Genomic DNA, 25,221 nt, shown 5'->3' on the forward strand with positions numbered 1-25,221 from the left:
GGGGCGGCGCGCGCGCCCGCGCGCTTGGCCGCGGCCGCCCCCCCCCCCGGCGGGCGGGGGGGGGGCGCGCCCCCCCCCCCCCCACGGCTGTGAGACTGCCGGGATGACGATGCACGGGGGACGGCAAAGTCAGGCCGAGCGGGACGCGGTCACCGTCGAGATCGGATACGCGCTGTGCAGTGCGGTGTTCGCGGCCGTGGTCGTCTTCGGGGCGGTGGCCGGCCCGGCGCTGCTGTTCGAGCTGCCCGGCGTCCTGGAGCACGCCCTGCCCGTCGTGAGCGTGGTGCTCGCCGCCGTGGTGTTCCTCGCCCGGGTGGTCAGCGTGCTGGTCCGTTTCCAGCGCTCGGCTCAGCCCAGCCAGCCCGGTCGCACCAGTCCCGACTCATAGGCCAGGACGACCAGTTGGGCGCGGTCGCGGGCGCCCAGCTTGATCATGGTGCGGCTCACGTGGGTCTTGGCGGTGAGGGGGCTGACGACCAGGCGGCGGGCGATCTCCTCGTTGGACAGGCCGATACCCACCAGGGCCATCACCTCCCGCTCCCGCTCGGTGAGCCGGGCGAGAGCGTCCGCGGCGGCCGGTTCCTTGGAACGGGCCGCGAACTCCGCGATCAGCCGGCGCGTCACCCCCGGCGACAGCAGCGCGTCCCCGGCCACCACCGCCCTGACCGCCCGCACCAGTTCGTCCGGCTCGGTGTCCTTGACCAGGAAGCCGGAGGCGCCGGAACGGATCGCCTCGAAGACGTACTCGTCGAGCTCGAACGTCGTCAGCATGACCACCCTGACGTCCTTCAGCTCCTCTTCCCCCGTGATCCGGCGGGTCGCGGCCAGGCCGTCCAGACGCGGCATGCGGATGTCCATCAGGACGACGTCGGGGCGCAGTTCACGCACTTTGCGCACCGCCTCCTCGCCGTCCGCCGCCTCACCGGTCACCTCGACGTCCGGCTGCGCGTCGAGCAACGCCCGGAAACCGGCCCGCACCAGCGACTGGTCGTCGGCGAGCAGCACCCGGATCATCGGTCCTCCCGGTCGTGGTTGTCGCGCCCGTCATACCTGCTGTGCCTGTCATGCCTGTCATGCCCGTCGTCCAAGGGCAGTACGGCCAGCACCCGGAAGCCGCCGTCGGCGGACGGCCCCGCCTCGATCGTGCCTCCCAGGGCGGCCGCCCGTTCCCGCATCCCGGCCAGCCCGTTCCCGCTGCCGCCCGCATCCGCCCCGGTCGCCGGACCGTCGTCGTCGATCCGCAACCGCAGCTCCCCTCCCCCGTGTTCGAGCCGCACGCGCGCCTGCCGTGAACCCGAGTGCCGTACGACGTTGGTGAGGGCCTCCTGCACGATGCGGAAGGCGGCCAGGTCGGCGCCCGGCGGAAGGGCCGGCGGCTTCCCCGTCACGGTCACGGCGAGTCCGGCGCCCGCCGCCTGCTCCACCAGCTCCGGCAGCCGACCCAGACCGGGCGCCGGCCCCCGCGGCGCGTCGCCCGGGGCACGGAGGGTGTCGAGCACCTGACGCACCTCGCCGAGCGCCTCCTTGCTGGCCGCCTTGATGGTGGTCAGCGCGGCCCTGGCCTGCTCGGGGTCGGAGTCGAGGAGCGCGAGACCCATGCCCGCCTGGACGTTGATGACCGAGATGCTGTGCGCGAGGACGTCGTGCAGCTCCCGGGCGATCCGCAGCCGTTCCTCGTCCGCGCGCCGCCGGGCCGCCTGGGCCCGGTCGGCCCGCTCGCGCGCCCACTGCTCGCGCCGCAGCCGGACCAGCTCGGCCACCGCGACGATGATCAGCACCCAGGTGGCGATGATCACCTCCTGGCCGAGGTTCGCCCCCGTGTCGCCCGGCGGCGGCAGCCCGCGGTACAGCCAGAGCGAGATCAGCAGATGCCCGGCCCACAGCATCCCGAGCGCAGTCCAGGCGGCCCGGCGGTGCCCGGCGACGACGGCACCGAAGCAGGCCACGGCGACGGCCGCGAAGACCGGTCCGTACGGGTAGCCGGCACCGAGGTAGACCAGGGCCGACGCGGCCGTGCCGAAGGCCACGAACACCGGGTGCCGGTGCCGCCACAGCAGCAGGGCGCAGGTGACGAGGAGCAGCAGGCGGGCGTACGGGTCGAGGGGCTCGCGGTGGGGCTGCGCATGGGCCGCGAAGTTCGAGACGACCAGCACGAGGACGGTGAGCAGCACGGTGGAGCGCCACGGCAGGCGGGGCGACGGGTCCCGAGGCCGGGGCCGGTGGCTTCCGGGAGGTTCCACCACGGGGGTCCGTGGTGCCACCACTGCGCGGGGCCGCGCTCCCGTGCCCGCTGCTCGTCCATGACCGCCACGCTAGACGCAGCCGGAGCACGCGGGCGTCAGCCCGGCGAGGTGATCACGCGTACTCCCCGGGAAGTAGGCCGCCGGGCCTGGTCAGCGGCCGGACGTCAGCTCCGCCACCTCGGCCTCGAACAGCCGGTCCGGGGCGAAACCCATGCCCGTGAAGTGGCCGGCGAGTTCGAGGGAGAGGACTCCGTGCATCCGGGTCCAGAACGCCAGCGCCCGCCTTAGCACCCCCGGCGGTGCGGGGTGGCCGCCGGCCCACTCGCGGTGCTGGGAGAGGTGTGCGGTGAAACCGGCGGAGGCCGGCGGGGGCGCCTCGGGCTCGGCCGCCGCGCAGACGTCGAGCAGGGCCGCCATGATCTCCTGGGCGATGCCGGTGATGTCGTCGGGCGCCCGGTAGCCGGGGACCGGCGTGCCGTAGACGAGGAAGTACCGCTGGGGGTCGTCGAGCGCCCAGCGGCGCAGGGCGTGGGCGAGGCCGCCGATACCGGCCGTGGCGTCGGCGGCGGCCCGGAAGGTGTCGGCCAGGCTGCGGTAGGCGTCCCGGATCAGCTCGGTGATCAGCTCGTCGCGGCTGCCGAAGTAGCGGTAGAGGGCCGGGCCGCTCATGCCGAGTTCCTTGGCGATCGCGTTCAGGGACAGGCCCGACGCGCCCGCCTTGGCGATCTGCTCCCAGGCCCGCGCCTTGATGTCCGCCCGCACCTGGGTCCGGTACCGCTCGCGGGGGCTCACCGCGTCCGCGTCTGCGGCCATGGCCGTCACGCTCCTCTCTCGCCTTCGCCTTCTCGCTTTCACTGCCGGGCGCCTCGGCTGGTCGTCGCCTCGCCGCCACAGAGCCCGGTCATTTCAGGCTTAGAGCTCTCATCTTTGTTTCAACCTATCACTCTCGGCAGTGGATCTAACAGATGCGATGACCGCACCCAACGCGAGGGCTTGACACTCCAGCGAGCACCAGTCATGTTTGTTATAGCTTCTAACGCAAGCGAGAACCCCTCCCGCTTGCGAGCACATCTCCACACCGTCTGTACACGGAGGCCGTCGTCATGGGAACTGCAGGAACCGCCGGAAACACCGGAAACGCCCAGCTCATCGAGATCGTCCTGCCCGGCGTCGTGGAGCCGGAGGGCCTGCGCGTCGAGCGCCGCGAGATCCCGGCCCCGGCGGCCGGCCAGATCGTCGTCCGGGTGGAGGCGACCGGTGTCTCCTTCGCGGAGCAGCAGATGCGCCGCGGCCGCTACTACGACCAGCCGCCCTTCCCCTTCGTCCCCGGCTACGACCTGGTCGGCACGGTGCTCACGGCCGGTGCGGGCGTCGAGCCCGGGCTCGTCGGCAAGCGGGTGGCGTCACTGGTGAAGGTCGGCGGCTGGGCCAGCCACGTCGTGCTCGACGCGGCCGACGCCGTGCAGGTGCCCGCCGGTGTCGGCGCCGCGGAGGCGGAGACGCTGGTCGTCAACGGCATCACGGCCTGGCAGATGCTGCACCGCAAGGCCAGGGTGCGCAGCGGCGGCACGATCCTGGTGCACGGGGCCAACGGCGGCGTCGGCACGGTCCTCGTCCAGCTCGCCCGGGCGGCCGGCCTGCAGGTGATCGGCACGGCTTCGGTCCGTCACCACGACGCGTTGCGGGAGCTGGGCGTGACCCCGGTCGACTACCGCACCGAGGACGTCCCGGGACGGGTCCGGGAACTGGCCCCCGGCGGTGTCGACGCCGTCTTCGACCATCTCGGCGGCCGCAGCGTCGTCGACTCCTGGCGGCTCCTCGCCCCGGGCGGCACCCTCGTCGCGTACGGCAGCGCCACCACCCGCGACGACTCCGGCTCCAAGCAGCTCCCCGTGCTGAAGATCCTCGGACGGGTGTGGCTGTGGAACGCGCTGCCCAACGGCCGGCACGCCTACTTCTTCAACGTCTGGGAGGGCCGCGCCCTCGGCAAGGACCGCTTCCGGGCCCGGCTGAACGCCGACCTCACCCAGGTGTTCCAGGCCCTCCAGCGCGGCGAGGTCACCGCGCGCATCGCCGCCCGGCTGCCCCTGACCCAGGCCGCCGAGGCCCTGCGGCTCGCCGAGTCGGGGACGGTCGCGGGGAAGGTCGTACTGGTCCCGGACGGTGGCGACGAGGCGTCGGCGTCCGACTCGGCACGATGAGGACGGCCGGCTCAGCGGCCGCCGCCCTCCGCGAAGCCGCCGCCCTCCGCGAAACCGCCGCCCTCCGCGAACGTCCCGCCTTCCCCGAAGGCGTCGCCCTCCCCGGAGGCGCCGCTCATCGCGAACGCGCCGCCGTCCGCGAAGGCCAGCCCGGCGAAGCGTTCGCCGATACGGCGGTGGGTGGCCGCGTCCGGGTGCAGCCCGTCGGGCAGCGGGAGTTCGGCGGCGTCGGCCTCGCCGTAGAGGGCACGGCCGTCGAGGTGGTGGAGGTGCGGGTCCTCGGCCGCACGCTGGGCGACGATCCGGGACAGCTCGTCCCGGATGACGTTCAGGGTGAGCTTGCCGCCGGCCCGCTCGGCCGGGTCGCCCGCGGCCGTGAAGGCGAGCCGGCCGGCGCCGAGGGCGCCCAGGTCCATGGCGGTGGGGCCGGGCGTGTCCTCGTGCATGGGGCACAGGATCGGCGACACGACCAGCAGCGGGGTGGTGGGGTGTCCCTCGCGGACGGTGTCGAGGAAGCCGTGCACAGCGGGGCCGAAGGCCCGGAGCCGCATCAGGTCGGCGTTGACGACGTTGATGCCGAGCTTGAGGCTGATCAGGTCGGCGGGGGTGTCCCGGACGGCCCGGGCGGTGAACGGGTCGAGCAGGGCGCTGCCGCCCAGCCCCAGGTTGACCAGCTCCACCCCGGCGAGCGCGGCCGCGCGGGCCGGCCAGATGGCGGTGGGGCTCGCGGCGTCGGAGCCCTGGCTGATGGAACTGCCGTGGTGCAGCCAGACCTTGCGGCCGTGGCCGGGTGCGGCGGCGAGCGGGGCGTCGGTGCGCAGCGCGACCAGTTCGGTGGTCTCGTTGTGCGGCAGCCAGATCTCCACGACCTTCTCGCGCTCGGGCAGACCGGTGAAGCGAAGGGTGCCGACCGGCCCGGGGGGCAGCTCGCTGGTCCCCGCGCTCATGTCGACGACCTGCACCCGGCCGCCGGGCACGCTGCCCTGGCCGGTCAGGGTGCCGTCGACGAGCAGGTCGTAGACGCCGTCCGGGCGGGCCGGGGCGCCGACGTAGCGGCGCTTGGTGGGCAGGGTGTCCAGTTCCACGGCGGTGGCGCGGGTGCGGAACACCAGCCGTACGCCGGAGGGCTGGGACTCGACCATGGCGAGCTGCGGGTCGGCGCACTGGGCGCGGGCCCGGGCCGGGAGCCGGTGCGGCAGGATGCCGTGCTCCGTGTGCTCCAGGTCGAGGGCACCGCGCAGGAGGTCGGCGGTGATCGGAGTGGTGACGGGAGTGGTGATGGGAGTGGTGATCCGGCGGGGGTCGGTGTTCATCGCCTCTGTGTTCCGTGCGAAGGGGGGCAGGTCGGGGTCGGCCAGGTGCGGAGCAGGGCGTCGAGGGCGTCGAGGACCCGGGTCCAGGACTGCTGGCTGTCCGGGGCGCTGTGGCTGAAGCCGCCGCTCAGTTCCAGGTCGACGTAGCCGTGGAAGACGCTGCCGAGCATTCGGACGGCATGGGTCTCCTCCGGTTCGGCGAGGTCGTAGCCGCGCAGGATCGCCCGGGTCATCTGGGCGTGCCGGACGCCGGCACTGCCTGCCGCCGTCTCCGGGTCGAGGCGCAGCCGGGCCGCGGTGTAGCGGCCGGGGTGAGCGCGGGCGTAGTCGCGGTAGACGTCGGCGAACGCGACGAGCGCGTCCTTGCCGGCCCGTCCGGCCAGCGCGTCGGCGGCCCGGTCGGCGAGTTCCTCCAGCGCCAGCAGCGCGATCCTCGTCTTCAGGTCATGGGAGCTCTTTACGTGCGAGTACAGGCTCGCGACCTTCACGTCGAACCGTCTGGCCAGCGCCGAGACGGTCACCTGGTCGAAGCCGACCTCGTCGGCCAGCTCGGCTCCGGCCCGGACCAGTCGTTCCGTGCTCAGTCCCGCTCGCGCCACACCCGCTCCTCACCCTCGCCTCTGACCTCTAGCCCCTGACCTGAATCGATTATTGGTTTGCCTAAAGCATTTAGGCAAATTAGCGTGCGCAGTGTGAGACAGCTGACCGAGCAAGAGATCCGCGCCGCGTTCGTGAACTGCACCAAGGGCGCGGCGAAACGCCTGCACATCCCGCACGACCTGGACCAACGCCCGTGGGCCGACCTGGACTACTTCGGCTGGCGCGACCCGCAGGCGCCCGACCGCGCCTACCTGGTGGCCGAACCGGACGGCGGCCGCGCGCGGGCGGTGGCGCTGCGCTGTCCGAGTCCCTCCTCCTGGCAGACCCGGCGCAGCATGTGCTCGATCTGCCTGACCACGCACACCGGAGGCGTCTCCCTCATGGTCGCCGCCAAGGCGGGGAAGGCCGGGCAGCAGGGCAACTCCGTGGGCGCCTACCTCTGCAGCGACCTCGCCTGCTCGCTGTACGTGCGGGGCAAGCGGGACGCGGGCGTGGGCGGGCGCATGCCGGAGTCGCTCACGCTGGAGGAGAAGATCCGGCGGACGGTCGGGAACCTCGCCGCGTTCCTGGACAAGGTGACAGGGTGACCGAACACCGTCAGGGGAAGACCAGCCCGACGCCGTGGGCGAGTTGGGCGGCCGCATGCCGGAAGAACCGCTCCCGTTCCCCTTCCTCCACGACCCCCTTGAACTGACCGAACAGTTCGAACCCCACCAGCCCGAACAGCTGGGCCCACGCCGCGGCCATGGCCACCGCCGCCTCCGGAGGCAGGCCCGGCACCAGTTCGTCGGCCATCCGGCGGGCCTCGGGGGCGAGTTCGGCGGGCACGGGGGTACGGGCCAGACCGCGCCCTTCGAACGCCTCGCGCAGGATCCCGATGAGGACCAGGGCGACCCGGGCCGCCGGCGGAATGGTGGTGTCCGGCGCCGAGTAACCGGGTACCGGCGAGCCGTAGATCAGCGCGTACTCGTGCGGGTGGGCCAGCGCCCAGCCGCGCACGGCCTCGCAGACCACGACCCAGCGCTGCGCCGGGGCCACACCTGCGGCAGCGGCGTGCGCGGTCTCGGCGGCTTCGCCGAGGGAGTCGTAGGCGTCGATGATCAGCGCGGTGAGCAGGTCGTCACGGCTGGGGAAGTAACGGTAGAGCGCGGAGGAGACCATGCCGAGCTCGCGCGCGACGGCCCGCAGCGACAGCTTGGCCGCACCCTCGGCCGCGAGCTGTCTGCGCGCCTCGTCCTTGATGGCCGTGGTGACTTCCATCCTGGCTCGCGCGCGGGCGCCCTGTGCAGTGGTCATGGACAGAAGTCTGCCACGCAAGGAGAGCGGTGCACACAGTTCGGAGCGGCGCACTTGGTGTGGAGCGACGCTCACATACGCGAGCACCGACCGCGATCAAGTGCACCGCTCAAAAAAGAGAGCACTGCTCTTGTCATGGATTACCAATCCCCGCACACTGTTCTCAAGCGAGAGCACCGCTCTCCCAAGCCATGGGGATCATCATGTCGGAACACGTCCAGAAGCCCGGCTGGTTCACCGTCAATATCTTCAATCGGGCCGTGTCCTGGCTCACCCGCCGCGGTATCAGCGTCTGGGGCTCCCGCGTCCTCGCCGTCCGCGGACGCAAGAGCGGCGAATGGCGCACCACTCCCGTGAACCTGCTGACGGTGGACGGACAGCAGTACCTTCTCGCACCGCGCGGCCACGTCCAGTGGACCCACAACATGCGCGCCGCCGGCGGCGGCGAACTGCGGCTCGGCAAGAACGTGGACGTCTTCACCGCCACCGAAGTCGCCGACGACGACAAGGTCGAGCTGCTCAGGGCCTACCTGAAGCGCTGGAAAGTAGAGGTCGGCGTCTTCTTCGACGGGGTCGGCCCCGACTCACCCGACGCCGACCTGCGCCGCATCGCCCCCGACCACCCGGTGTTCCGGATCGCCGTCACGAGGTGACGGCGTCCTCCTCCGCCGGGTCCGGGTCCTCGGGGGCCGTCTGCTCCTTGGCCGTCGGGCTCGGGTCGAACGCCGTCAGGGCGCGCTGGGCGAGCGGGTGGGAGCGAATGAGCTCGCCGAGGGAGGTGCGGCCCTGGGTGATCTCCTTGAACGCCCGCCAGGCGGGACGGAACCCGGTCAGCGCCGCGTGGAACAGTCCGGGACGGCGCTCGAACACCGCGAGCATCCGCTTGCCGACGCTCATCTCCACACCGAGGCCCGCCTTGACGGCGAAGGCGTAGTTCAGCGCTTGGCGGCGGGTGTCGACGGCGTCGTGGGCCTCGGCGATCCGCACCGCCCACTCCCCGGCGAGCCGCCCCGAGCGCAGCGCGAACGAGATGCCCTCGCGGGTCCACGGTTCGAGCAGGCCCGCCGCGTCACCGCAGACCAGCACCCGGCCCCGGGACAGCGGGGAGTCGTCGGCGCGGCAGCGGGTCAGGTGGCCGGAGGAGATGCTCGGTTCGAAGCCGGCGAGGCCGAGCCGGGCGATGAAGTCCTCCAAGTACCGCTTGGTGGCGGCGCCTTCGCCGCGCGCCGAGATCACGCCGACCGTCAGCGTGTCGCCCTTGGGGAAGACCCAGCCGTAACTGCCCGGCATCGGGCCCCAGTCGATGAGGACCCGGCCCTTCCAGTCCTCGGCGACCGTCTCCGGCACCGGGATCTCCGCCTCCAGGCCGAGGTCCACCTGGTCGACCTTCACCCCGACGTGGGCGCCTATGCGGCTGGCGCTGCCGTCGGCGCCGACCACCGCGCGGGCCAGCAGGGTCTCGCCGCCCTGGAGCACGACCGCGACCGTCCGCCGGTCGGGGACGGCCGAACCGTGCTGCTCGACGCGCTGCACGGCGGCACCCGTGCGCAGCTCGGCGCCCGCCTTCTGGGCGTGCTCGACCAGCTGCTGGTCGAACTCGGGGCGGTTGATCAGCCCGAACATCATCTGCTTGGAGCGGCGGGTGCGGGTGAACCGTCCGTTGTTGGAGAAGGTGACCGCGTGCACCCGGTCCTTGAGGGGCAGCTCGAAGCCGGGCGGCAGTGCGTCGCGGGAGGGGCCGATGATGCCGCCGCCGCAGGTCTTGTAGCGGGGCAGCTCGGCCTTCTCCAGCAACAGCACGCGCCGTCCCGCGACGGCCGCCGCGTAGGCGGCCGAGGCCCCTGCGGGTCCCGCGCCCACCACGACGACGTCCCACACCCGCTGCGCGTCGTCCGCCTGCACGTCGTCCGCCGAAGAATTCTCGCCGCTCACGATGGTCCGCTGCTCCGATCAAGCCGTAGAAGCCGTATCAAGCCGTCACGCTGTCAAGCCGTGGGGCAGGTTCTGTCCGTCCGTAGGCCGACACCTGCCACCTGTCCCCCCGCATCCTACGGCGGAGATCGCCGCAGGCCACTGTGGGAGGATCGGTCCACTCACCAGTTCAACGTCGCACCCACGAGGAGCGTGCCCATGTCGTCCAATCCGGTCGCCGAGACCGTCGCCGCCCTGCTGCCCAGGGCCAAGGCGGAGCTCGCCGAGCTGGTGGCCTTCAAGTCGGTGGCGGACTTCGCCCAGTTCCCGAGGAGCGAGAGCGAGGGCGCCGCGAACTGGGTGGCCGACGCACTGCGCGCCGAGGACTTCACGGACGTCGCCGTACTGGACACCCCGGACGGCACGCAGTCGGTGTACGGCTATCTGCCGGGCCCGGCGGGTGCCAAAACGGTCCTGCTCTACGCGCACTACGACGTGCAGCCGCCGCTGGACGAGGCCGCCTGGACCACCCCGCCCTTCGAGCTGACCGAGCGGGACGGCCGCTGGTACGGGCGCGGTGCCGCCGACTGCAAGGGCGGCGTGATCATGCACCTGCTGGCGCTGCGCGCGCTGAAGGCGAACGGCGGTGTCCCGGTCAACGTCAAGGTGATCGCCGAGGGCTCGGAGGAGATGGGCACCGGCGGTCTGGAGCGGTACGCCGAGCAGCACCCCGAGCTGCTGGCGGCGGACGCGATCGTCATCGGCGACGCGGGCAACTTCCGGGTGGGGCTGCCGACGGTGACCACGACGCTGCGGGGCATGACCATGGTCCGCATCCAGGTCGACACGCTGCGGGGCAACCTGCACTCGGGCCAGTTCGGCGGGGCCGCCCCCGACGCCCTGGCCGCGCTGATCCGCGTCCTGGACTCGCTGCGCGCCGAGGACGGTTCGACGACGGTCGACGGGCTCGCCCCGGAGACGCGCTGGGAGGGGCTGGAGTACGACGAGGAGCAGTTCCGCAAGGACGCCAAGGTGCTGGACGGTGTCGGGCTGATCGGTGACGGTTCGGTCGCGGACCGCATCTGGGCCCGTCCGGCGGTCACGGTGCTCGGCATCGACTGCCCGCCGGTGGTCGGCGCCACCCCGTCGGTGCAGGCCGGCGCCCGCGCCCTGGTCAGCCTCCGGGTGCCGCCGGGCGTGGACGCGGCCGAGGCCGGCAAGCTGCTCCAGGCCCACCTGGAGGCGCACACGCCGTGGGGCGCCCGGGTGCGGACCGAGGCGGTCGGCCAGGGCCAGCCGTTCCGCGCGGACCCCACCAGCCCGGCCTACCGGGCGATGGCCGAGGCGATGGCGGTCGCCTACCCGGACGAGACGATGCAGTACGCCGGTCAAGGCGGCTCCATCCCGCTGTGCAACACCCTCGCCGGCCTCTATCCGCAGGCGGAGATCCTGCTGATCGGCCTGAGCGAGCCGGAGGCGCAGATCCACGCCGTCAACGAGAGCGTGTCGCCGGAGGAACTGGAGCGCCTGTCGGTGGCGGAGGCGCTGTTCCTGCGGAACTACGCGGCGGGCTGACGCACCCGGGCCGGCCGGCATCCACGGTCCGTCGGCGTACGCGGTCCGCCGACGTCCACGGTGCGCCGGTGTACGAGGTGGGCGGAACCGCTCTGCCCACAGCGGAGGACCCTCGTCGTGGACGGGGGTCCTTCGGCGACGCGGTGGCGGCCGCGTCGGCCACCGGTGCGGTGATGCTCGGGGTGTTCAACGTCTACCGGGACCTGGCCGTCGCGTCCTTCCGGCGGTCGGCGGCCCTGGACGCGGAGACGGCGTGCTTCGGCCACGGTGGCCGGGTGACCGCCGACGCGTCGCGGGCGCTGCGGGAATCCGCGGACGCCTGTGCACCGACGCGGTGACCATGGGGAGATGACCGACTCCGCGCGCCGTATCGCCGCCCACACCGGCATCACCAACACCCTGGCCCTGCTGAACGACGTCGAGCTGGCCGAACTGGTCGCGGCCGGTGAGCCGCTCGGCGCCGGGATCGGCGGGAGAGCGGTGCGGCTCGTGGTGGACGGCAGGCCGGTGTTCGTGAAGCAGATCCCCTTGACGGACCGGGAACGGGAGCCCCGGCACGCCCGCTCCACCGAGAACCTCTTCGGTCTGCCGGCGTACTGCCACTACGGCATCGGCGCGATCGGCGGCCCGGGGTTCGGGGCCTGGCGGGAGCTGGCCGCGCACGAGGTGGCGACGGACTGGGTACTGGCGGGCCGGTTCCCCGGTTTCCCGCTGCTGCATCACTGGCGGATCCTGCCCACCACGCCCGTCCCGCTGCCCGGCGAACTCGCCGACATCGACAGGGCCGTGGCCTACTGGGGCGGCTCCGCGGGCCTGCGGGAGCGCATCGAGGGCCTGCGGGACGCCTCCGCGAGCCTCACCCTGTTCCTGGAGCACGTCCCGTACACCCTGCACGACTGGCTGGACGCAGAACTGCGCACCGGCCGGGCGGACGAGGCGTGCACTCTCGCGGCCCGAGGGCTGGACGGACTCACCGCGTTCCTCTCGGACAGCCATCTCCTGCACCTCGACGCCCACTTCGGCAACATCCTCACCGACGGCCGCCGGCTGTACCTCACCGACTTCGGGCTCGCCCTCAGCTCACGCTTCCGACTGGGCCCGGACGAACGGGACTTCTTCGACCGGCATCGGCACTACGACCGCGCGTACACGGTCTACTACCTGGTGATCTGGCTGGTCACCGCCCTGTACGGGTACCGGGCCGAAGAGCGCGCGGAGTTCGTGCGGGCCTGTGCCGGCGGGACCCGGCCCGAGGGCATCCCCCGGGCCGCCGCCGACCTGCTGGTGCGGCACGCCCCGCTCGCCGTCGGCATGGAGGTCTTCTGCCGACGGCTGGAGCGGGAGAGCCGGCTGACGCCGTTCCCGTACCCGGACGGTCACAGCAGCTGAACGCTCTCCGCGTAGTGGCAGGCGACCGGGTTGCCGCCGCCCCGGTCGACCAGGTCCGGCACCTGCTCGACGCAGGCGGTGCGCTCGCTGTCGGTGAGCTGGTTCGCGAACTTGGGGCAGCGGGTGCGGAACCGGCAGCCGCTGGGCGGGCGGACCGGGCTCGGGACGTCGCCCTGGACGGTGATCCGTTTCCGGGCGCGTTCCTTGCGCGGGTCGGGCAGCGGGATCGCGGAGACCAGGGCCTGGGTGTAGGGGTGAGCGGGACGGGCGAAGAGCTGCCTGGCGGGGGCGATCTCCACCAGGCGGCCCAGGTACATCACCGCGACCCTGCCGGCGACATGGCGCATCACGGAGAGGTCGTGCGCCACGAACAGGAAGGACAGGCCCAGTTCGCTCTGGAGGTCCATCAGCAGGTTGAGGACGCCCGCCTGGATCGACACGTCCAGCGCGGAGACCGGCTCGTCCAGCACGATCACCTTGGGGCGCAGCGCCAACGCCCTCGCGATGCCGATGCGTTGGCGCTGGCCGCCGGAGAACTCGTGCGCGAAGCGGTTGCCGTGCTCGGGGTTGAGGCCGACCAGGCGCAGCAGTTCGCGTACCTCGTCGGCGGCGCCGGGGCCGTAGCGGCCGTGGATGCGCAGGGGTTCGGCGACGATCTCGTGGACGGAGATCCGGGGGTCCAGGGAGGCGTACGGGTCCTGGAAGACGATCTGCAACTCGCGGCGCAGCGGCCGCATCTGACGTCTGCTCAGGTCGGTCAGGAGCCGCCCACGGTAGTGGACGGAGCCCGAGGTGGCCGTCTCCAGGTTCAGCAGGGTGCGGGACACGGTCGTCTTGCCGGAGCCGGACTCGCCGACCAGGCCGAGCGTCTCGTTCTCGTACAGGTCGAAGGAGACCCCGCAGACGGCGTGCACGTCGCCGATCCGGCGGCGGACCACGCCCCTCGACATCACCGGGAAGTGCTTGACGAGGTCGCGGACCTGGAGGACGGGGTCGCCGGTGCCGCCGTGGCCGGGCAGCGGGGGCAGCGCATCGGTCATCGGGCATCGTCCTCCAGGTCCGCGAACCGGGCCAGGGCCTCGGTGTCGGCGCCGACGGCGTCGAAGACCTCGCCGGCCGCCGCGTCCACGAGTTCGTCGGCGAAGTGGCAGGCGCTGCGGTGGACGTCGGATCCGACGGGGCGCAGCGCGGGCTCCGTGCTGTCGCAGAGCTCCCGGCGCAACGGGCAGCGCGGGGCGAAGGGGCAGCCCGGGGGCAGGTTGAGCAGCGAGGGCGGGGAGCCGGTGATGGGGGTCAGGCGGTCCTCCTCGCGGTCGAGGCGGGGCAGGGAGCCGAGCAGGCCCAGGGTGTAGGGCATGCGCGGGGTGTAGAAGATGTCCTCGACCGAGCCGGTCTCGACGATCCGCCCGGCGTACATGACGGCGACCCGGTCGGTGTGTCCCGCGACCACGCCCAAGTCGTGGGTGATCAGGACGAGGGCGGCGCCGGTCTCGGCGCGGGCGGCCTCCAGGGCCTCGAGGATCTGGGCCTGGACGGTGACGTCGAGGGCGGTGGTGGGCTCGTCGGCGATGATCACGTCCGGGTCGTTGGCGATCGCGATGGCGATGACGACGCGCTGGCGCATGCCGCCGGAGAGTTCGTGCGGGTAGCTGTCGACGCGCCGCTCGGGGCTCGGGATGCCGACCGTGCCGAGGAGTTCGACGGCGCGTGCCCGGGCCGGGCGCTTGCCGAGCCGGGGGTTGTGTCTGAGGAGGGTCTCGGCGATCTGGTAGCCGACCGTGTAGACGGGGTTGAGGGAGGTCATCGGGTCCTGGAAGACCATGGCGATGCCGCTGCCCCGTACGTCGGAGAGGCGGGCGTCGGACATCCCGAGCAGCTCGGTCCCCTCGAACCGCACCGAGCCGCGCACCCGGGCGGAACCGGGCAGCAGCCCCATCACGGCAAGGGCGGTGACCGACTTGCCGGAACCGGACTCGCCGACGATGCCCAGTGCCTCGCCCCGCTCCAGCCGGTAGCCGACGCCGCGCACCGCCCGTACGGTCCCGTCCTCGGTGGGGAACTCCACGCTCAGGTCCTCGACTTCGAGGACGGCTCCGGACTCCTCGCCCCTTCCTACGACTCTGTCGATGCCCTTGCCCTTGCCCGTGCCGTTGCCGGTGTCGGTCACTGTCGCACCCTTTGCTGCCGGGGGTCGAAGGCGTCGCGCAACCCGTCGCCGATGAAGTTGATGGTGAGGGCGATGGCGATGATGAAGGCGCCCGGGATGTAGAAGAGCCAGGGCCGGGTGTCGACCGCGGTCTGCGCCTGGGCGACCAGCAAACCGAGGGAGGTGTCGGGCGGTTGGACGCCGAACCCGAGGAAGGACAGGGCGGTCTCGGTGAGGATGCCGGTGGCGACCAGGATCGTGGCGTTGACGATGATCGGGCCGAGCGCGTTGGGCAGCAGGTGCCGGAAGATGATCCGGGTGTCGGAGGCGCCGAGCGCCCGGGCGGCCTCCACGAACTCCTTCTCGCGCAGGGAGAGTACGGAGGAGCGCACCACGCGGGACACGTAGGCCCAGGTGAGTCCGGCGATCACCGCGGCGATCCAGTACCAGGAGCCGCCGCTGCGCGAGGAGATGACGAGCGCGATCGCGAACAGCGGGAGGGTGAGGACGAGATCGGCGATGCGCATCATCAGCGCGTCGACGAACCCCCGGTAGAAGCCGGCGACGGCCCCCCACACGGCTCCGACCAGGGTCGAGCCGAGCGCGATCAGGATGGCGATCTTCAGGGAGGTCTGGGTGCCGCGCATCACCTGGGCGTAGGCGTCGTACCCGGAGGAGTCGGTGCCGAACGGGTGCTTCCAGGAGGGTGGTCGGGAGTTGTCCGGGGTGTACTTGGCGTACGAGTAGTGCCAGAAGTGCGGGCCGACGAAGGCCCACAGCACGATCAGCAGGAAGACGACCAGGCTGATCATCGCGGCCCGGTGGCGCAGGAAGCGGCGCAGGACCAGCTGGGTCTGGCTGCGCTGCACGACGGTGAACTCGTGGTCGTCGTTCGGTGTCTGCGTACCGGCCGGCCCGAGTGCCCCGATGTCAGTCATAGCGGATCCTCGGGTCGAGTACGGCGTAGAGGAGGTCGGCGAAGAGGTTGAAGACGATGACGACGACGGCGGACAGCAGCAGCCAGGCCATGGTCCGGTAGACGTCGAGAGTGGTGGCGGCCTGGACGAGCATCTCGCCCATGCCGTGCCACTGGAAGATCGTCTCGGTGATGACCGCGCCGCCGAGGATGATCGCGATGTCGAGGGCGGTGACGGTGGCGAGCGGGATCAGGGCGGTGCGCAGGGCGTGCCGGACGAGCACCCGGCCGCGGCGCAGCCCCTTGGCGCGGGCGAGCCGGACGTAGTCGCTGTCGAGGACCTCCAGCATGGAGGCGCGGGTGTAGCGGGTCCAGGAGGCGAAGGACACCAGGGCCAGAGTGATGGTGGGCAGGATGAGATGGCCGACGCGGTCGGTGAACTCGTTCCAGGTGGTGTCGACTTCGAGGTACGGGGACTTCTCGCCGATGGTGCCGAGGAACTGGCTGCCGGTCTCCTGGTTGAACCAGATCCCGGCCTGCTTGAGCAGGACCGCGAACCAGAACACGGGCATGGCGAGGAACAGGAAGCCGAGGAAGGTGATGGTGTAGTCGGCGGCACTGTACTGGCGGATCGCGCTGAACACGCCGAAGACGATCGACATCACGAGGGCGAGCAGCATGGCGGCGGCGACCAGGGTGACGGTGACCCGGAAGCGGGTGAACAGGTCGTGGCCGATGTCCAGGTTGGTCTGGACGGACGGGCCCCAGTCGCCGTGCAGGACACCGGTGATCCAGTTCCAGTAGCGTTCCACGGCGGGCTGGTCGGCGTGGATGTGCCGGGCGAAGGCGGTCACGGCGGCCTTGCTGGGCGGCGGTTGCCGGGAGGTGGCGAAGTTGGCCACCGGGTCGCCGGAGTTGACGACGACCAGGAAGACGATGAACGTCGAGACGATCAGGACGGGTATGGAGACGAGGATGCGGCGCACGGTGTAGGCGAGCATGCGGTCTTCTCTCGCGGAGGCCCGGCCCCGGGGTCACCGGGGCCGGGATTCGGATCCGACGGGGCGCCGGGGCTACTTCTTGAGGCCCCACTCGCCGACGTTGTACGGCGGTCCGACATTGGTGGAGTTGTTGCGCATGTTGACGAACCGGGTCTGCACCGCGAGGAAGGTGGGCTTCTGGTAGAGCGGCAGCACGTAGGCGTCGTTCACCATCAGCTGGTCGGCCTGGTTGAGCAGGGCGGCGGCCTTGGTCTGATCGGTCTCCCCGATGGCCGTGCTGATCAGGGAGTCGACCTGCTTGTTGCTGTAGCCGCCGTAGTTGCCGCCGGCTCCGGTGGTCCACAGCTGCTGGGCGCCACTGATCGCGAACGGCGAGGCGACCCAGGCGAAGACGATGATGTCGTACTGGTGACCGGCCAGTACCGTGCCGAGGTCGGCGGCACCGATGGGCTTGATCGTGACCTTGATCCCGAGGTTGGCGAGGTCGCTCTGCAGGATCTGGCACTCGCTCTGCCGGATCTGGTTGCCGGTGGTGTAGCGGCAGTTGAACGGTCCGACTGCCGTGCCGTCCGGGGTCTTCAGGGCGGTGCCGACTCCGGTGAACTTGGCGTCGGTGAGGTACTTCTTGGCCTTGGCGAGGTCACCCGAGCCCTGGCCGCTGGCGCTGACCACGTCCTTGTAACCGGCCGTCCCCGGGACGAAGTTGTGGTTGTAGAGCTGCTTCACGCCGGGGTCGAACTGGGCGACCGTCTTGGCCATGATGTCCTTGACGCTGATCGCCGTGAACATCGCCTGCCTGAGGGCCAGGTACTTGCCGATCACCGGGTTGTGCAGGTTGAGGTCGAAGTGCTCCCAGGTCAGCCCGCTGCCGATGGTGTAGGTGACGTTGGGGATGGCCTTCACCTGGTTGACGAGGTCCACCTCGGGCTGCGGGTAGATGCCCTGGACCTCGTTGTTGCGCAGCGCGATCGGTTCCTGGGTGGCGTCCGAGATCACCTTGAAGATCAGCCGCTGCAGGGAGGCCTTCTTGCCCGTCCACTTCGGGTCGGGCTCGTAGGTGGCGTGGTCGTTGTCCACCCACTCGGTCATCTTGTACGGGCCCGCGGTCGCGTACTTGGTGGGCGGGTTCTTCTGGAAGTACTGCCAGCCCTGGGTCATCTGGGCGGCCGTCATGTGGGCCGCGTCGCCCGCCTTGGCACCGGAGACCTTCTCGGCGACGTGCGCCGGGTAGAACGGGTAGCCGGCGCCGAACAGGGACTTCCAGTCGGCGTAGGGCTTGGCCATCACCACGGTGACGGTCTTGCCGTTGTCGGAGCCGGTGACCGACTTGATGCGGTCGTAGCCGGCGGTGCTCTCCGGCAGACAGCCCTTGGTCTGGGTGGAGTCGCTGGCGGGCGGCGGCGGGCAGTCCTTGCCGTCGTTGGTGCGCCAGTAGTAGACGAAGTCGTCGGCGGTGATGGCGGTCCCGTCGTTCCAGGACGCCTTGGGGTTGATCTTGTAGACGATGGTCTGCGGGCTGGCACCGGTCTGGGTCGCCGAGGTCACCAGGTCGGTGTTGAGCTTGACGCTGAAGTCCGGCTGCGGGATGTAGACCTGGGGCAGCACGGGGCTCAGCGCCTCGGCGTTCTCGAAGGTGTTGCCGTTGGTGTCCTGCACGTTCCACTGCTGGATGTTCTTCTCGATGACATAGGTGAACGTGCCGCCGGCCTTGGTGGTGCCGGAGTTGCAGGTGTCCGCCTTGCCCTCGGTGGAGCAGGACGTGAGGCCGGCCGAGGTGCCCTTGCCGCCACTGCCCCCGCCGCCTCCCCCGCTGCTGCAGGCGGCGAGCGCCAGAACGAGCCCGGCGGTCAGTGCGATGCCCCTCGTGAGGGCCGAAGAGTGCGCGCGCATGTCCCTCCTTCAGCCGGCGGTTGTCCGGCCTGTGCACGGCGGCCGATGGCCGCGAGGAAGTTGAGCTGCGCACCGACGGTAGAACGTTTGTGTACCTCCTTCACGTTCTTGTTCATACCGGGACGGCGACAATTCACCCTCGTTTTCCCCCAGGAACCTTCCGCCCCGCGCAAAATCCCCTACACACACCCCGGAAATGCCAAAGTCCCCGCCAACATCACCGATGCGGCAAGGACTTGACGAAACATCAGGAAATGTCAACCGACCGGGACACCGGCCTCCAGATAGAGCGCGGCACCGCGCTCGCGGGCGCGCAGGGCCCAGCGGAGCCGTTCGTAGCGCACCGGCGGAAGCAGTTCGGCGGCCTCCTGCTCGGTGACGAACCGCCAGTCGCGCAGCTCGGGTCCCGGCAGCACCAGCCGCCCGGCCTCGGCAGAGTCCAGCCGGCCGCCGTCGAAGAGCAGCCGCAGGCCGCCGTAGCGGGGCGGGGCGGGCTGCTCCCAGTCGACGACGAGCAGCCCCGGCAGTTCCTCCAGCCGTATCCCGGTCTCCTCCTCGACCTCCCGCACGCCCGCCCGGGCGGGGGCCTCACCGGGCTCGACGACACCGCCCGGGAACTCCCAGCCGGCCTTGTAGGTGGGGTCCACGAGGAGGACGCGGTCCTGTTCGTCGAAGAGGAGGACGCCTGCGGCGACGGTTTCGGCGGTGGGTTCAGGGGTTTGTACTATGTCACATACCACTGCTTCGCCACTGCCGACCGCCCCCGCGATCCGCACCGCCGCCTCGTAAGGACTGAGCGCGCTGGTGTCCACGAGATGCGCGTCGGCGCTGATCCACGACGCGAGGGCGGCACGGTAGGGCTCGATGCGGTCGTAGGACCACTGCCGGATCCGCATCTCGCCGTCGGGCAGGTCGGGCGGGATCTCGCGGCCGGCTATTCGCTCGCGCAGGATCGTTTCCGCCGGAGTGAGGCACAGATGCCGGACGGCGATCCGGCGGGCGGCGAGGCCACCGAAGATCTCGTCCCGGTACTCCTGACGCAGCAGCGTCATCGGAACCACCAGGGTTCCGCCCAACTCGGCGAGCATCGCGGCCGCCGTGTCGATCACCAGCCGTCGCCAGATCGGCAGATCCTGGAAGTCCCCGACGTCGGCGAGGTGTTTGGCCGGCAGCAGGTGCGTCAGTACCCCGCCGATGACCTCGGGGTCGAAGAGCGTGCTGTTCGGGATCAGCTCGATGAGTTCACGTGCGGTGGTCGTCTTACCCGCACCGAACGCCCCGTTGACCCAGACGATCACGGACTCCCCCTCTTCTGTTGGCCCCCTGTGGCTTGCCCGCTCCACACTGCCACGGAAACCAGCTCCCGTTGAGGGCGCGCAAACCGAGTGCCGGTGTCCCCTGACTGGAACACCGGCACCGTCGCCCGCTCCCGCTCCGCCGGGCTACTCCTGGCCCAGGAGGTTCTGGTCGGCCTGGAAGCTGTCCTGGCCGACGACGTGGTCGACGTGCTCCAGGGTGCCCGAGACGTTCAGGTCGCCGAGCGGGCCTTCGTCGGCCGCGTGGGACGGGGTGATGGCGGCCACGACGAATCCGGTGGCCAGGCTGGCGATGGCGAGCATGCTGCGCTTCTTCATGCCCGTTTCAACTGCGGGGACGTCCGGGGGTCACGGGCGTACCCGCGAGGAGAGCAACGGTCGGCGTCGAGCGGAAACCGGGTGGCCGGATGATCACCACGCCGATACCGTCGGGCACCCCGGCCGCACCCACCCGGCCCACACGCACATTGCACCCGCACCCGCACCCGCACCCGCACAGGAAGCCGTACGCCATGACCACCTCGCGCCCGACCACGACCCTCTGGCGACCCACCGGCCCGGTGGAGCTCGGACTGGTCCGGGAGCTGGAGTGGCGCGCCTGGCCGCCCCGGCTGCCCGAGCAGCCGATCTTCTACCCGGTGCTCGACGAGGACTACGCGATCAGGATCGCCCGGGACTGGAACGTCAAGCACGACGGCGCGGGCTTCGTGACCCGCTTCGAGGTCGACGCGGAGTTCCTCCGCCGCTATCCGGTCCGGCAGGCCGGCGGCAGCACGATCCTGGAGCTTTGGGTGCCGGCCGAGGAGCTCGGCGAGTTCAACGCGCACATCGTCGGGACGATCGAGGTGGTCCACGAGTTCCGCCCGGTCGACCGGAACATCGGATGACCCGATTCGTTCCGGTCTGGACCAAACAGATCCAGGGCGAATCGTCGAACCACCATCACCGCTCTCTATTCAACACACTCCGACGGGTTCTAACGTAACCGCACAGAGCGATGGCGCATACATGCCGTCATCGCACCTTTCGCGAGTCGGAGGAGCGTAACGATGCGTCACCCTCACACCCGCACGACCCGCCGAAGAGTGGTCGGAGGACTGGCAGCTGCCCTGTTGTGCACGGCGGGCCTCGCCGCACCCGCCGTCGCCGACGCGAAGGCCGCCTCCCCCGCCCTGGCCGACGGTCTCGCGCAGACCCCGCCGATGGGCTTCAACAACTGGAACTCCACGCACTGCTCCGCGGACTTCAACGAGGCGATGGTCAAGGGCATCGCCGACCTGTTCGTGGCGAAGGGCCTCAAGGCCGCCGGCTACCAGTACGTCAACCTCGACGACTGCTGGGCCCTGCCCGAACGGGACGCGGACGGCAAGCTGGTCCCGGACCCGGCCCGCTTCCCGGGCGGGATCAAGGCCGTCGCCGACTACGTGCACGCCAAGGGCCTGAAGCTCGGCATCTACACCAGCGCCGGCACCAGGACCTGCAACGACGCGGGCTTTCCGGGCGCCTTCGGCCACGAGTACAGCGACGCCCGCCAGTTCGCCGACTGGGGCGTCGACTACCTCAAGTACGACAACTGCAACAACCAGGGCGTGGACGCCAAGCAGCGGTACACCACCATGCGCGACGCGCTGCAGGCGACCGGCCGGCCCATCGTCCTCAGCATCTGCGAATGGGGCGAGAACAAGCCCTGGGAGTGGGCCGCCGGCGTCGGCCAACTGTGGCGCACCACCGGGGACATCAGCGACAGCTGGGGCTCGATGGTGTCGATCCTCAAGCAGAACCTGCCGCTCGCGCCGTACGCGGGCCCCGGGCACTGGAACGACCCGGACATGCTGGAGGTCGGCAACGGCGGCATGACCGACACCGAATACCGCTCGCACTTCTCGATGTGGTCGGTCATGGCCGCCCCGCTGCTCATCGGCACCGACCTGCGCAAGGCCTCCCAGGCGACCTTCGACATCCTGGACGACAAGGAGGTCATCGCCGTCGACCAGGACCCGCTGGGCAAGCAGGGCACGGTGGTCTCCTCCGAGGACGGGCGCTGGGTCGTCGCCAAGGAGATGAAGGACGGCAGCCGCGCGATCGCCCTGTTCAACGAGTCGAACTCGCCGCAGCGCATCGCGACTTCGGCAACGGCCGTCGGCCTCCCGAAGGCTCCCGCCTACACCCTGCGCGACCTGTGGCAGCACCGGAGCTACAACACCGCGGGCACCGTCTCCGCGATCGTCCCGGCGCACGGCACCGTCCTGGTGCGGGTCGCCGCCGACCGGCGCTGGGCGGCCCACCCGCCGGCCGTCGAACTCGGCCTGGACGGCAGCCGGTTCAGCGAGCCCGGCAAGGCGTCCGCGCTCACCACGTCGGTCACCGACCTGGGCCGCACCACGGCCGAGAAGGTCTCCGTGTCACTCACCGGCCCGGCAGGCTGGACCGTCAGGGCGGCCTCGCCGACGAAGGCCTCCGCCCTGCCGACCGGCCGTGCGCTGCGGACGAGTTGGAAGGTGACCGCTCCCACGGGGACGCCGAAGGGCTCGTACGACCTTGAACTCAAGGCGAGTTACCGGTCGCCCGCCGGAGTGCGCGCCGAGAACGCGACGACGGTCACGATGACCGTCGCGGACCCGCCGCCCGCCGGCAGCTCCTACCTCAGTGACCTGCCCTGGCTGTCGACCACCAACGGCTGGGGACCGGTGGAGCGCGACACCAGCAACGGGGAGACCGAGGCGGGCGACGGGCACCCGATCACCATCGACGGGGCCGTCTACGCCAAGGGGCTCGGCACCCACGCCCAGAGCGAGGTCGACTACTACGCCGGGAAGGCGTGCGAGAAGGTCACCGCGGACGTCGGCGTGGACGACGAGGAGGCCGCCAACGGCACCGTCTCGTTCGAGGTCTGGGCGGACGGCACCAAGGTCGCCTCGACCGGCGTGCTGACCACCGACATGCCCGCCCAGCCGCTCACCGCCGACGTGACCGGCGCCGAGGTGGTCAGGCTCGTCGTCACCGACGGCGGCGACGGCATCACCTCGGACCACGGGGACTGGGCGGACGCGCGGATCACCTGCTGAGGTCCCACGCGTCCGTCCATGGCCCGGTCGGCCGGTCCTGAACACCGGCCGACCGGGCCTGAACGTTCCTGCGCAGCCCCTGCGAGCGCCGTCAGGCCCCTGGGACCCCCGCGGCCTCCGCGTCCGGCCTGGCGGCCAGCGCGGCCGCCGCGGCGCCCACCAGACCGGCGTCCGTGCCCATCTGGGCCGGCACGACCGTCAGGCGCTGGACGAAGGAGAGGGTGGCGTAGTCGGTGAGGGCCTTGCGCAGCGGCGTGAAGAGGATGTCCCCCGCCTTGCCGACGCCCCCGCCGATCACCGCGATGTCGATCTCGACCAGGGTCGCGGTGGCCGCGATCCCGGCCGCGAGCGCCTGTGCGGCCCGCTCGAAGGAGGCCACCGCGACCGGGTCGCCGGCCCGGGCCGCGGCCGCCACCGCCGCCGCCGAGGTGTCGCCGTCGGGCCCCGGCTGCCAGCCGCCCTCCAGCGCGCGCCGGGCGATGTTGGGGCCGCTCGCGATGCGCTCGACACAGCCGCGCGACCCGCACGGGCAGGGATCCCCGTCGAGGTCGACGCTGATGTGGCCGATGTGGCCCGCGTTTCCGGTGGGGCCGGGGTGCAGCCTGCCGCCGAGCACCAGGCCGCCGCCGACACCCGTCGACACCACCATGCACAGCGCGTTGTCGTGGCCGCGGGCCGCGCCCTGCCAGTGTTCGGCGGCCGTGATGGCGACACCGTCGCCGATCAGCTCGACCGGCAGCCCGCCGGCGGCCGCCCGCACCCGCTCGACGAGCGGATAGTCCCGCCAGCCCGGCACGTTGACCGGGCTCACGGTGCCGGCGGAGGCGTCCACCGGGCCCGCGCTGCCGATCCCGAGCGAGCCGGCCCGGCCCCACAGGGGTGAACCGGAGAGTTCGCCGATCACCTCCTCGACGGCCCCCATGACCGTCTCGCCGTCCTGCTGGGCGGGTGTGGCGCGCTGGGCACGCGCCTGGATCCGTCCGTGACCGTCCACCAGCGCGCCGGCGATCTTGGTGCCGCCGATGTCGAGGGCCGCCACGAGGTCGGTGTGCATCAGATTCAGTTCTCCCCGTCAACCATGAGTAGCCGAGTGACACAACAGGCCGGTCAAGCGGTGGGGGCGCAGGCCGGAGATTGCGGTGGACAGTCTCCCTCGCATCTGACAACGTTGTCCAGGCTCTATGCTCGACGCCACATCCTCATACAAACCCACGAGCCTGTGTATCCCTGATACAAACCCATGAGCCCAGACACATTCCATGAGCCCATGCACCCCGTGGACGACAGGACAGGACGCCGCATCGTGCCCGACACCTCCCGCCGTGCAGACCGTCTCCCCGGGTCCCGTTACGGGACCCGGCCGACGATGAAGGACGTGGCGGCGCGGGCCGGTGTGGGCCTCAAGACGGTGTCCAGGGTGGTCAACGGCGAGCCCGGGGTGACCCCCGACACCGAGCGCCGGGTCCAGGAGGCGATCGACGCGCTGGGCTTCCGCCGCAACGACAGCGCGCGGGTGCTGCGCAAGGGCCGTACCGCGAGCATCGGCCTCGTCCTGGAGGACCTCGCCGACCCGTTCTACGGCCCGTTGAGCCGCGCGGTGGAGGAAGTGGCGCGGGCGCACGGGGCGTTGCTCATCAACGGCTCCAGCGCCGAGGACCCGGACCGGGAGCAGGAACTGGCGCTGGCGCTGTGCGCGCGGCGGGTGGACGGCCTGGTGGTGATCCCGGCCGGGGACGACCACCGCTACCTGGAGCCGGAGATCAGGGCGGGTGTGGCGACGGTGTTCGTGGACCGTCCGGCCGGGAAGATCGACGCCGACGTCGTGCTGTCCGACAGCTACGGCGGTGCCCGGGACGGGGTCGCCCACCTGATCGCGCACGGCCACCGCCGGATCGGGTTCATCGGTGACATGCCCAGGATCCACACGGCGGCCGAACGACTGCGCGGCTACCGGGCGGCGATGGAGGACGCCGGGATAACCGTCGAGGAGGCGTGGACCTCCCTCGGGGTGACGGACCCGGAGCGGGTGCGCCGCGCCGCCGAGGAGATGCTGTCCGGGCCCGACCCGATCACCGCGATCTTCGCGGGCAACAACCGTGTCACCGTCACCGTGATCCGTGTCCTCGCCGAACAGGCCCGCCCCGTCGCTCTCGTCGGCTTCGACGACATCGAACTCGCCGATCTGCTGCACCCGGGCCTCACGGTCGTCGCCCAGGACTCGGCCCTGCTCGGCCGCACGGCCGCCGAACGGCTCTTCCGCCAGCTGGACGGCACCCTCCTGGCGCCGGAGCGGATCGAGCTGCCGACCAGGCTGATCACCCGCGGCTCGGGCGAGCTGCCGCCGGCGGACTGAGCCGCG

General features: G+C 71.4%; 24 protein-coding genes and 1 pseudogene. 10 read left to right on the top strand and 15 right to left on the bottom strand.

What is annotated here, in order from left to right; translation table 11 throughout:
- The first annotated feature begins 103 nt into the window (after window positions 1-103).
- Complete coding sequence (locus ACFWPQ_RS01255; protein WP_384028668.1) at window positions 104-388, top strand: DUF6332 family protein; 285 nt, start codon at window positions 104-106, stop codon at window positions 386-388.
- On the opposite strand, the gene ACFWPQ_RS01260 is transcribed toward ACFWPQ_RS01255, so the two are convergent.
- The 3 genes and pseudogenes from ACFWPQ_RS01260 to ACFWPQ_RS01270 all read right to left on the bottom strand — a co-directional run bounded on the left by ACFWPQ_RS01260 (window position 349) and on the right by ACFWPQ_RS01270 (window position 3,056).
- Window positions 349-1,014, bottom strand: coding sequence for a response regulator (locus ACFWPQ_RS01260; protein WP_384028670.1), 666 nt, complete (start codon window positions 1,012-1,014; stop codon window positions 349-351). The genes ACFWPQ_RS01255 and ACFWPQ_RS01260 overlap by 40 nt on opposite strands.
- Window positions 1,011-2,311 (bottom strand): annotated as a pseudogene (locus tag ACFWPQ_RS01265) (histidine kinase). Before ACFWPQ_RS01265 ends, ACFWPQ_RS01260 begins: the two are co-directional and overlap by 4 nt.
- 82 nt (window positions 2,312-2,393) lie before the next feature.
- Window positions 2,394-3,056 (bottom strand): TetR/AcrR family transcriptional regulator, encoded by a 663-nt coding sequence (locus ACFWPQ_RS01270; RefSeq protein WP_384028672.1) that lies wholly within the window; start codon window positions 3,054-3,056, stop codon window positions 2,394-2,396.
- A gap of 290 nt (window positions 3,057-3,346) precedes the next feature.
- Between ACFWPQ_RS01270 and ACFWPQ_RS01275 the strand changes: the two genes are divergently transcribed.
- Window positions 3,347-4,444: a medium chain dehydrogenase/reductase family protein gene (locus ACFWPQ_RS01275; RefSeq protein WP_384028674.1), complete on the top strand. Its 1,098-nt coding sequence runs from the start codon at window positions 3,347-3,349 to the stop codon at window positions 4,442-4,444.
- Between the two features lie 11 nt (window positions 4,445-4,455).
- Here the strand turns inward: ACFWPQ_RS01275 and ACFWPQ_RS01280 are convergent, their stop codons facing one another.
- Complete coding sequence (locus tag ACFWPQ_RS01280; RefSeq protein ID WP_384028676.1) at window positions 4,456-5,757, bottom strand: GDSL-type esterase/lipase family protein; 1,302 nt, start codon at window positions 5,755-5,757, stop codon at window positions 4,456-4,458.
- Window positions 5,754-6,356 carry a TetR/AcrR family transcriptional regulator gene (locus tag ACFWPQ_RS01285; protein WP_384028678.1) on the bottom strand — a complete coding sequence of 201 codons (603 nt, stop codon included), beginning with the start codon at window positions 6,354-6,356 and terminating at the stop codon, window positions 5,754-5,756. Before ACFWPQ_RS01285 ends, ACFWPQ_RS01280 begins: the two co-directional genes overlap by 4 nt.
- 93 nt (window positions 6,357-6,449) lie before the next feature.
- Here ACFWPQ_RS01285 and ACFWPQ_RS01290 point away from each other — a divergent pair, with 93 nt between their 5' ends.
- Window positions 6,450-6,944: an FBP domain-containing protein gene (locus tag ACFWPQ_RS01290; RefSeq protein ID WP_384028680.1), complete on the top strand. Its 495-nt coding sequence runs from the start codon at window positions 6,450-6,452 to the stop codon at window positions 6,942-6,944.
- Window positions 6,945-6,954: 10 nt separating this feature from the next.
- On the opposite strand, the gene ACFWPQ_RS01295 is transcribed toward ACFWPQ_RS01290, so the two are convergent.
- The gene (locus ACFWPQ_RS01295; RefSeq protein ID WP_384028682.1) at window positions 6,955-7,653 is read right to left on the bottom strand and encodes a TetR/AcrR family transcriptional regulator; all 699 of its coding nucleotides are present in this window, start codon (window positions 7,651-7,653) and stop codon (window positions 6,955-6,957) included.
- Window positions 7,654-7,856: 203 nt separating this feature from the next.
- Here ACFWPQ_RS01295 and ACFWPQ_RS01300 point away from each other — a divergent pair, with 203 nt between their 5' ends.
- Window positions 7,857-8,306: a nitroreductase family deazaflavin-dependent oxidoreductase gene (locus ACFWPQ_RS01300; RefSeq protein ID WP_384028684.1), complete on the top strand. Its 450-nt coding sequence runs from the start codon at window positions 7,857-7,859 to the stop codon at window positions 8,304-8,306.
- On the opposite strand, the gene ACFWPQ_RS01305 is transcribed toward ACFWPQ_RS01300, so the two are convergent.
- On the bottom strand, window positions 8,296-9,585 hold the full coding sequence (locus ACFWPQ_RS01305; protein WP_384028686.1) for a geranylgeranyl reductase family protein: 1,290 nt from the start codon (window positions 9,583-9,585) through the stop codon (window positions 8,296-8,298). The two genes, ACFWPQ_RS01300 and ACFWPQ_RS01305, sit on opposite strands and share 11 nt — an antisense overlap.
- Window positions 9,586-9,783: 198 nt before the next feature.
- Here ACFWPQ_RS01305 and ACFWPQ_RS01310 point away from each other — a divergent pair, with 198 nt between their 5' ends.
- The 3 genes from ACFWPQ_RS01310 (at window position 9,784) to ACFWPQ_RS01320 (ending at window position 12,528) form a co-directional block, all read left to right on the top strand.
- Entirely contained in the window at window positions 9,784-11,139 is a 1,356-nt protein-coding gene (locus tag ACFWPQ_RS01310) for a dipeptidase (protein ID WP_384028688.1), read from the top strand.
- Window positions 11,140-11,207: 68 nt separating this feature from the next.
- Complete coding sequence (locus ACFWPQ_RS01315) at window positions 11,208-11,477, top strand: hypothetical protein (protein WP_384028690.1); 270 nt, start codon at window positions 11,208-11,210, stop codon at window positions 11,475-11,477.
- A gap of 10 nt (window positions 11,478-11,487) precedes the next feature.
- Window positions 11,488-12,528, top strand: coding sequence for a protein kinase family protein (locus ACFWPQ_RS01320; RefSeq protein WP_384028692.1), 1,041 nt, complete (start codon window positions 11,488-11,490; stop codon window positions 12,526-12,528).
- On the opposite strand, the gene ACFWPQ_RS01325 is transcribed toward ACFWPQ_RS01320, so the two are convergent.
- The 7 genes from ACFWPQ_RS01325 to ACFWPQ_RS01355 form a co-directional block, all read right to left on the bottom strand.
- Entirely contained in the window at window positions 12,516-13,568 is a 1,053-nt protein-coding gene (locus tag ACFWPQ_RS01325; RefSeq protein ID WP_384028694.1) for an ABC transporter ATP-binding protein, read from the bottom strand. The two genes, ACFWPQ_RS01320 and ACFWPQ_RS01325, sit on opposite strands and share 13 nt — an antisense overlap.
- Entirely contained in the window at window positions 13,565-14,695 is a 1,131-nt protein-coding gene (locus tag ACFWPQ_RS01330; RefSeq protein WP_384028696.1) for an ABC transporter ATP-binding protein, read from the bottom strand. Before ACFWPQ_RS01330 ends, ACFWPQ_RS01325 begins: the two co-directional genes overlap by 4 nt.
- The gene (locus ACFWPQ_RS01335) at window positions 14,692-15,612 is read right to left on the bottom strand and encodes an ABC transporter permease (protein WP_384028698.1); all 921 of its coding nucleotides are present in this window, start codon (window positions 15,610-15,612) and stop codon (window positions 14,692-14,694) included. The genes ACFWPQ_RS01330 and ACFWPQ_RS01335 overlap by 4 nt, the downstream gene beginning before the upstream one ends.
- Window positions 15,605-16,591: an ABC transporter permease gene (locus ACFWPQ_RS01340; protein ID WP_384028700.1), complete on the bottom strand. Its 987-nt coding sequence runs from the start codon at window positions 16,589-16,591 to the stop codon at window positions 15,605-15,607. Before ACFWPQ_RS01340 ends, ACFWPQ_RS01335 begins: the two co-directional genes overlap by 8 nt.
- Window positions 16,592-16,663: 72 nt before the next feature.
- A complete protein-coding gene (locus ACFWPQ_RS01345) occupies window positions 16,664-18,481 on the bottom strand; it encodes an ABC transporter family substrate-binding protein (RefSeq protein ID WP_384028702.1) in 1,818 nt (605 codons plus the stop codon).
- Window positions 18,482-18,738: 257 nt separating this feature from the next.
- Window positions 18,739-19,779, bottom strand: a complete 1,041-nt coding sequence (locus tag ACFWPQ_RS01350; protein ID WP_384028704.1) for an NUDIX domain-containing protein — start codon at window positions 19,777-19,779, stop codon at window positions 18,739-18,741.
- A gap of 144 nt (window positions 19,780-19,923) precedes the next feature.
- Complete coding sequence (locus ACFWPQ_RS01355; protein WP_384028705.1) at window positions 19,924-20,115, bottom strand: hypothetical protein; 192 nt, start codon at window positions 20,113-20,115, stop codon at window positions 19,924-19,926.
- A gap of 194 nt (window positions 20,116-20,309) precedes the next feature.
- Here ACFWPQ_RS01355 and ACFWPQ_RS01360 point away from each other — a divergent pair, with 194 nt between their 5' ends.
- Both ACFWPQ_RS01360 and ACFWPQ_RS01365 read left to right on the top strand, forming a co-directional pair.
- Complete coding sequence (locus ACFWPQ_RS01360) at window positions 20,310-20,684, top strand: hypothetical protein (protein ID WP_384028707.1); 375 nt, start codon at window positions 20,310-20,312, stop codon at window positions 20,682-20,684.
- Window positions 20,685-20,846: 162 nt separating this feature from the next.
- Window positions 20,847-22,862: an NPCBM/NEW2 domain-containing protein gene (locus ACFWPQ_RS01365; protein ID WP_384028709.1), complete on the top strand. Its 2,016-nt coding sequence runs from the start codon at window positions 20,847-20,849 to the stop codon at window positions 22,860-22,862.
- 91 nt (window positions 22,863-22,953) lie between these two features.
- Here the strand turns inward: ACFWPQ_RS01365 and ACFWPQ_RS01370 are convergent, their stop codons facing one another.
- Window positions 22,954-23,916 carry an ROK family protein gene (locus ACFWPQ_RS01370; RefSeq protein ID WP_384028711.1) on the bottom strand — a complete coding sequence of 321 codons (963 nt, stop codon included), beginning with the start codon at window positions 23,914-23,916 and terminating at the stop codon, window positions 22,954-22,956.
- A 213-nt stretch (window positions 23,917-24,129) separates the two neighbouring features.
- Here ACFWPQ_RS01370 and ACFWPQ_RS01375 point away from each other — a divergent pair, with 213 nt between their 5' ends.
- Window positions 24,130-25,215 carry a LacI family DNA-binding transcriptional regulator gene (locus ACFWPQ_RS01375; RefSeq protein WP_361281880.1) on the top strand — a complete coding sequence of 362 codons (1,086 nt, stop codon included), beginning with the start codon at window positions 24,130-24,132 and terminating at the stop codon, window positions 25,213-25,215.
- Window positions 25,216-25,221: the final 6 nt, after the last annotated feature.

The organism is Streptomyces sp. NPDC058464 (assembly GCF_042721035.1).
Lineage (GTDB): Bacteria > Actinomycetota > Actinomycetes > Streptomycetales > Streptomycetaceae > Streptomyces.

Bases quoted from the DNA above. Each gene is read 5' to 3' on its own strand.
- ACFWPQ_RS01375 (WP_361281880.1), top strand. From the start codon at position 24,130: ATGCACCCCGTGGACGACAGGACAGGACGCCGCATCGTGCCCGACACC.
- ACFWPQ_RS01275 (WP_384028674.1), top strand. From the start codon at position 3,347: ATGGGAACTGCAGGAACCGCCGGAAACACCGGAAACGCCCAGCTCATC.
- ACFWPQ_RS01335 (WP_384028698.1), bottom strand. From the start codon at position 15,612: ATGACTGACATCGGGGCACTCGGGCCGGCCGGTACGCAGACACCGAAC.
- ACFWPQ_RS01340 (WP_384028700.1), bottom strand. From the start codon at position 16,591: ATGCTCGCCTACACCGTGCGCCGCATCCTCGTCTCCATACCCGTCCTG.
- ACFWPQ_RS01320 (WP_384028692.1), top strand. From the start codon at position 11,488: ATGACCGACTCCGCGCGCCGTATCGCCGCCCACACCGGCATCACCAAC.
- ACFWPQ_RS01280 (WP_384028676.1), bottom strand. From the start codon at position 5,757: ATGAACACCGACCCCCGCCGGATCACCACTCCCATCACCACTCCCGTC.
- ACFWPQ_RS01325 (WP_384028694.1), bottom strand. From the start codon at position 13,568: ATGACCGATGCGCTGCCCCCGCTGCCCGGCCACGGCGGCACCGGCGAC.
- ACFWPQ_RS01300 (WP_384028684.1), top strand. From the start codon at position 7,857: ATGTCGGAACACGTCCAGAAGCCCGGCTGGTTCACCGTCAATATCTTC.
- ACFWPQ_RS01255 (WP_384028668.1), top strand. From the start codon at position 104: ATGACGATGCACGGGGGACGGCAAAGTCAGGCCGAGCGGGACGCGGTC.
- ACFWPQ_RS01355 (WP_384028705.1), bottom strand. From the start codon at position 20,115: ATGAAGAAGCGCAGCATGCTCGCCATCGCCAGCCTGGCCACCGGATTC.
- ACFWPQ_RS01370 (WP_384028711.1), bottom strand. From the start codon at position 23,916: ATGCACACCGACCTCGTGGCGGCCCTCGACATCGGCGGCACCAAGATC.
- ACFWPQ_RS01360 (WP_384028707.1), top strand. From the start codon at position 20,310: ATGACCACCTCGCGCCCGACCACGACCCTCTGGCGACCCACCGGCCCG.
- ACFWPQ_RS01310 (WP_384028688.1), top strand. From the start codon at position 9,784: ATGTCGTCCAATCCGGTCGCCGAGACCGTCGCCGCCCTGCTGCCCAGG.
- ACFWPQ_RS01295 (WP_384028682.1), bottom strand. From the start codon at position 7,653: ATGACCACTGCACAGGGCGCCCGCGCGCGAGCCAGGATGGAAGTCACC.
- ACFWPQ_RS01365 (WP_384028709.1), top strand. From the start codon at position 20,847: ATGCGTCACCCTCACACCCGCACGACCCGCCGAAGAGTGGTCGGAGGA.
- ACFWPQ_RS01260 (WP_384028670.1), bottom strand. From the start codon at position 1,014: ATGATCCGGGTGCTGCTCGCCGACGACCAGTCGCTGGTGCGGGCCGGT.
- ACFWPQ_RS01270 (WP_384028672.1), bottom strand. From the start codon at position 3,056: ATGGCCGCAGACGCGGACGCGGTGAGCCCCCGCGAGCGGTACCGGACC.
- ACFWPQ_RS01345 (WP_384028702.1), bottom strand. From the start codon at position 18,481: ATGCGCGCGCACTCTTCGGCCCTCACGAGGGGCATCGCACTGACCGCC.